Here is a 5,380-nt window from a genome sequence, read left to right as displayed (position 1 = left end):
CCCCGCGCTGCGCCACGGACGGAGCTGACCCACCCCGATGACCGCCTTCGCCCGCCTCGCACCCGGCAGCCGCGTGCGGGGCAGGCGCGTGCGGTACCACATCGGCGCGGAACCGGGCCAGATCCCGGGCATGCGATGGCAGGGCGGCGCCTCGACCGCCGCCGCGAGCTAGAAGCGCCCCGTCAGGGGCGCGAGGAACTGCGCGACAAGCCCAAACCGGGCCGCAGTCGCGATGAGTCCTGCCTAGCAACGGCGCCAGGGCGCACGCCCGTCACAAGCCAACGCCAGTCCTAGCGAGGATCACGCATGCCCAGCGACTTCTTCATCCCGGACCCCGAGGGGTCCGTCCCCAGCGCCGAGGGCTACTTCGGCGCGTTCGGCGGCAAGTTCATCCCGGAGGCCCTGGTCGCCGCCGTGGACGAGGTCGCCGTCGAGTACGACAAGGCCAAGAACGACCCCGAGTTCGCCCGCGAGCTCGACGACCTCCTGGTCCACTACACCGGCAGGCCCAGCAGCCTCACGGAGGTGCCCCGCTTCGCGGAACACGCGGGCGGCGCCCGGGTCTTCCTCAAGCGCGAGGACCTCAACCACACCGGCTCGCACAAGATCAACAACGTGCTCGGCCAGGCCCTGCTCACCAAGCGCATGGGCAAGACCCGCGTCATCGCCGAGACCGGCGCGGGCCAGCACGGCGTCGCCACCGCGACCGCCTGCGCGCTCTTCGGCCTCGAATGCACCATCTACATGGGCGAGATCGACACCGAGCGCCAGGCCCTGAACGTGGCCCGGATGCGCATGCTCGGCGCCGAGGTCATCGCCGTGAAGTCCGGCAGCCGCACCCTGAAGGACGCCATCAACGAGGCGTTCCGCGACTGGGTCGCCAACGTGGACCGCACCCACTACCTCTTCGGGACCGTGGCGGGACCGCACCCCTTCCCCGCCATGGTGCGCGACTTCCACCGCGTGATCGGCGTCGAGGCCAGGCGGCAGATCCTGGAGCGCGCCGGACGGCTGCCGGACGCCGCCATCGCCTGTGTGGGCGGCGGCTCCAACGCCATCGGCCTGTTCCACGCCTTCATCCCGGACGCGGACGTCCGCCTCGTCGGCTGCGAGCCCGCGGGCCACGGCGTCGAGACCGGCGAGCACGCGGCCACGCTGACCGCGGGCGAGCCCGGCATCCTGCACGGCTCGCGGTCGTACGTGCTCCAGGACGAGGAGGGCCAGATCACCGAGCCCTACTCGATCTCGGCGGGCCTGGACTACCCCGGCATCGGCCCCGAGCACGCCTACCTCAAGGACAGCGGGCGCGGCGAGTACCGCGCGGTCACGGACGACGCGGCCATGCGGGCGCTGCGGCTGCTCTCCCGCACGGAAGGCATCATCCCGGCCATCGAAAGCGCCCACGCGCTCGCCGGGGCCCTGGAGGTCGGCAAGGAGCTCGGCAAGGACGGGCTGATCGTCGTCAACCTCTCCGGGCGCGGCGACAAGGACATGGACACGGCCGCGCGCTACTTCGGCCTGTACGACACGGACGCCGCCGTCGAGGCGGACGCGGCGGCCACCGCCGAGATCGAGGGGGACGCCAAGTGAGCGGCGCTGTATCCACCGGCGGCAACATCCGGCTGCTCGACGAGACCCTCGCCGCCGCCAGGGCCGAGGGCAGGTCGGCCCTCATCGCCTATCTGCCCGCCGGGTTCCCGACGGTCGACGGCGGCATCGCGGCCGTCAAGGCGGTCTTCGACGGCGGCGCCGACGTGGTCGAGGTCGGCCTGCCGCACAGCGACCCGGTCCTCGACGGCCCGGTCATCCAGACCGCCGACGACATCGCCCTGCGCGGCGGCCTCAAGATCCGTGATGTGATGCGCACGGTCCGCGAGGCGTACGCGGCGACCGGCAAACCGGTGCTGGTCATGACGTACTGGAACCCCATCGACCGCTACGGCGTGGAGCGCTTCACCGCCGAGCTCGCCGAGGCGGGCGGCGCCGGGTGCATCCTGCCCGACCTGCCCGTCCAGGAGTCGGCCCAGTGGCGGGAGCACGCCGAGAAGCACGGCCTCGCGACCGTCTTCGTCGTCGCGCCCTCCAGCCGGGACGAGCGGCTCGCCACGATCACGGCGGCGGGCTCCGGCTTCGTCTACGCCGCATCGCTGATGGGCGTCACCGGCACCCGCGAGTCCGTCGGCGAGCAGGCGCAGGAACTGGTGCGGCGCACCAGGGCCACCACGGAACTGCCGGTCTGCGTCGGCCTCGGCGTCTCCAACGCGCGCCAGGCCCGCGAGGTCGCGGGCTTCGCCGACGGCGTGATCGTCGGCTCCGCCTTCGTGCAGCGCATGCTGGACGCCGAGGACGAGGCCGCCGGGCTCGCCGCCGTGCGCGCGCTCGCCGGTGAACTCGCCGACGGGGTGCGCGGCACGGCGTAACGGCCGGTACGGGGCCCCGGCACGGGCGCTCACTCGTACGGGTGGAGATGGACCGGGGAGGCACGCTCGTGCCTCCCCGGTTCGTTGGCGGGGTGTGAGTGAGAAGAACCGTGAGGGAAAGCGATCGGCCCGCGAGCGGATGGCCGAGGAGCGACAGCGGCAGCGGTCGCGCGACAAGCAGCGCCGGGCGCTGATCGTGGGCGCCGCGGTGGTCGGCGTCCTCGGCCTCGCCGCCGTGGTGGGCCTGCTCGCCGCGGGATCGGGCGACGACAAGAGCGACACCTCGGGGCCCGTGACCGTCCCCAAGGGCGCGGTCGGGGAGGACTCGCTGACGCTCCCGCTGGGCAAGGAGAGCGCCAAGTCGACCCTCACCATCTGGGAGGACTTCCGCTGCCCCGCCTGCAAGGGCTTCGAGGACGCGTATCGCTCGACGGTCCACGAGCTCGCCGACCAGGGCCAGCTCAAGGTCGAATATCACCTGGCCACGCTCATCGACGGGAACATGGGGGGCAGCGGCTCGCTCCGCGCCGCCAACGCCGCGGGCTGCGCCCAGGACGCCGGGAAGTTCCCCGAGTATCACGACGTGCTCTTCAAGAACCAGCCCCCGGAGCCGGACGACGCCTTCGGGAAGAACGACAAGCTGATCGAGCTCGCCGGTGAAGTCGAGGGACTCGACACGGACTCGTTCAAGAAGTGCGTCCATGACGGCACGCACGACAAGTGGGTCGAGAAGTCCCACCAGGCCTTCCAGGACGCGAAGCTCCAGGGCACGCCGACCGTGCGGCTGAACGGCAAGGACATCTTCGGCGACCAGAAGAACCCGCTGACCCCGGCGAAGCTGCGCCAGATGGTGCAGGACGCGAACCGCGGCTGAGACCTTTCGGCGGGGGCGCCCGTTATGGACCCGTAGCCGGGCTGGTTGCCGTCCCCGCCGCCCGGCACGGTAGCGTCGGTCCTGCCATGGACCTTGCCTTCATCCCCAGTCCCTCGCGCGGTGTGGTCGAACTCGGCCCCATTCCGCTGCGTGGCTACGCGTTCTGCATCATCATCGGCGTCTTCGTGGCCGTCTGGCTCGGCAACAAGCGGTGGATCGCCCGCGGAGGCCAGTCCGGCACCGTGGCCGACATCGCCGTGTGGGCCGTGCCGTTCGGTCTCGTCGGCGGGCGTCTCTACCACGTGATCACGGACTATCAGCTGTACTTCAGCGAGGGCCGTGACTGGGTGGACGCCTTCAAGATCTGGGAGGGCGGGCTCGGCATCTGGGGCGCGATCGCGCTCGGCGCGGTCGGCGCGTGGATCGGCTGCCGCAGGCGGGGCATCCCGCTGCCCGCCTGGGCCGACGCGCTGGCCCCCGGCATCGCCCTCGCCCAGGCCATCGGCCGCTGGGGCAACTGGTTCAACCAGGAGCTGTACGGCAAGGCCACCGATGTGCCCTGGGCGCTGAAGATCACCTCCGCGGAGGACGGCCGGGTCCCGGGCACGTACCACCCCACGTTCCTCTACGAGTCGCTGTGGTGCGTCGGCGTCGCCCTGCTCGTCATCTGGGCCGACCGCCGCTTCAAGCTCGGGCACGGGCGGGCGTTCGCGCTGTACGTGGCCTCGTACTGCGCCGGGCGCGGCTGGATCGAGTACATGCGGGTGGACGACGCCCACCACGTCCTCGGTCTGCGGCTCAATGTGTGGACCGCGATCGTGGTGTTCCTGCTCGCGGTGGTCTACCTGGTCATCTCGGCACGGACGCGGCCGGGCCGCGAGGAGATCGTCGAGCCGGTCGCCCCCGGCGCGGAGAGCGGGGACGAGACCCCGGCGAAGGCCGAAGCGGACTCGGTCCCGGAGCGGAAGTCCGCGCCGGAACCCGGCTCGGACCCGGAGCCGAAGGCTGACTCGAAGGCCGGGCCGAAGCCGGAGTCGGCCGACAAGAGCTGAACGCCCACGGCTGTGGGTCGTGCGGGAACGGGCCGCCGGATCAGGTGATCCGGCGGCCCGTTCTCATGCCGGGGTCAGGGCGCGCGGTCCGGTCGGCGGTGCGGTCACGAGGCCGGGCCTTGCGCCGGGCCGTTCGCGCGGGCGTCGATCTCCTTGCGGTACGGCATGGACGCCGAGGCGCCCGGCCGCTCGACGGAGACCGCCGCTGCCGCCGACGCCCAGTGAAGGGCGTCCGCCATGGGCCTGCCCTCGGCGAGCGCCACGGCCAGCGCCCCCGCGAAGGTGTCGCCCGCGCCGGTGGTGTCGACCGCCGTGGTCTCCCTGGCCGGGACCGTGACGGGTTCGGCGCCCCGGGCCGCGTACAGGCTGCCGCGCGAGCCGAGGGTGACGACGACCTCGGGGACGTGCGAGAGCAGGGCGAGCGCGGCGGCCCGGGGGTCGTCGAAGACGCCGGTGAGCGTGGTCGCCTCGTACTCGTTGGGCAGCAGCAGATCGGTCGCCGCGAGGAGCGCGTCGGGCAGCGGCTGGGCGGGGGCCGGGGTGAGGATCGTGCGGACGCCGTGGCCGCGGGCGGCCCGGGCGGCGGCGAGCACGCCGTCGACGGGGACCTCCAGCTGGAGGAGCAGGGCGTCGGCGGAGGCGATCAGGGCCTCGTCGCCCGCCGAGAGGGCGTCGACGGTGCCGTTGGCGCCGGGGATGACGACGATCGCGTTGCCGCCCTTGTCGTCGACGACGATGTGCGCGGTGCCCGACTGGGTCTCGACGGTGCGCAGCAGGTCCGTGTCGACGCCGGACTGGGCGAGGGCGCAGCGCAGCTGTGTGCCGTAGGAGTCGGTGCCGACCGCGCCGATCAGAGAGACGGTGGCGCCCGCACGGGCCGCCGCGACGGCCTGGTTGGCGCCCTTGCCGCCGGGGAGCGTGCGGAACTCCCGGCCCGTGACGGTCTCGCCGCGCTGCGGGGCCCTGGCGACGTAGGTGACGAGATCCATGTTGGCGCTGCCTAGGACGGCGATGTGGGGGGTGTGCGTCATGGG

The 5,380-nt window shown here is 72.7% G+C and carries 6 protein-coding genes; 5 read left to right on the top strand and 1 reads right to left on the bottom strand.

The window, feature by feature from the left end:
- The first annotated feature begins 37 nt into the window (after window positions 1-37).
- The 5 genes from trpM to lgt all read left to right on the top strand — a co-directional run bounded on the left by trpM (window position 38) and on the right by lgt (window position 4,346).
- Window positions 38-172 (top strand): tryptophan biosynthesis modulator TrpM, encoded by a 135-nt coding sequence (gene trpM, locus AB8Z36_RS31750; RefSeq protein ID WP_369216843.1) that lies wholly within the window; start codon window positions 38-40, stop codon window positions 170-172.
- Between the two features lie 134 nt (window positions 173-306).
- Window positions 307-1,590, top strand: a complete 1,284-nt coding sequence (gene trpB / locus AB8Z36_RS31745) for a tryptophan synthase subunit beta (protein ID WP_369216842.1) — start codon at window positions 307-309, stop codon at window positions 1,588-1,590.
- A complete protein-coding gene (trpA, locus tag AB8Z36_RS31740; RefSeq protein WP_369216841.1) occupies window positions 1,587-2,420 on the top strand; it encodes a tryptophan synthase subunit alpha in 834 nt (277 codons plus the stop codon). Before trpB ends, trpA begins: the two co-directional genes overlap by 4 nt.
- 94 nt (window positions 2,421-2,514) lie before the next feature.
- Entirely contained in the window at window positions 2,515-3,294 is a 780-nt protein-coding gene (locus AB8Z36_RS31735) for a DsbA family protein (protein ID WP_369216840.1), read from the top strand.
- 86 nt (window positions 3,295-3,380) lie between these two features.
- Complete coding sequence (gene lgt, locus AB8Z36_RS31730; protein WP_369216839.1) at window positions 3,381-4,346, top strand: prolipoprotein diacylglyceryl transferase; 966 nt, start codon at window positions 3,381-3,383, stop codon at window positions 4,344-4,346.
- A 104-nt stretch (window positions 4,347-4,450) separates the two neighbouring features.
- On the opposite strand, the gene rbsK is transcribed toward lgt, so the two are convergent.
- Entirely contained in the window at window positions 4,451-5,377 is a 927-nt protein-coding gene (rbsK, locus tag AB8Z36_RS31725; protein WP_369216844.1) for a ribokinase, read from the bottom strand.
- Window positions 5,378-5,380: the final 3 nt, after the last annotated feature.

It is taken from the genome of Streptomyces flavofungini, from assembly GCF_041028215.1.
Taxonomy (GTDB): Bacteria; Actinomycetota; Actinomycetes; order Streptomycetales; family Streptomycetaceae; genus Streptomyces; species Streptomyces flavofungini_B.
The sequence above is the reverse complement of the archived record's forward strand: the minus strand, read 5'-3'. Positions and strand labels throughout refer to the sequence as shown.

Coding starts and splice junctions, on each gene's coding strand:
- trpB (WP_369216842.1), top strand. CDS start 307: ATGCCCAGCGACTTCTTCATCCCGGACCCCGAGGGGTCCGTCCCCAGC.
- lgt (WP_369216839.1), top strand. CDS start 3,381: ATGGACCTTGCCTTCATCCCCAGTCCCTCGCGCGGTGTGGTCGAACTC.
- trpM (WP_369216843.1), top strand. CDS start 38: ATGACCGCCTTCGCCCGCCTCGCACCCGGCAGCCGCGTGCGGGGCAGG.
- rbsK (WP_369216844.1), bottom strand. CDS start 5,377: ATGACGCACACCCCCCACATCGCCGTCCTAGGCAGCGCCAACATGGAT.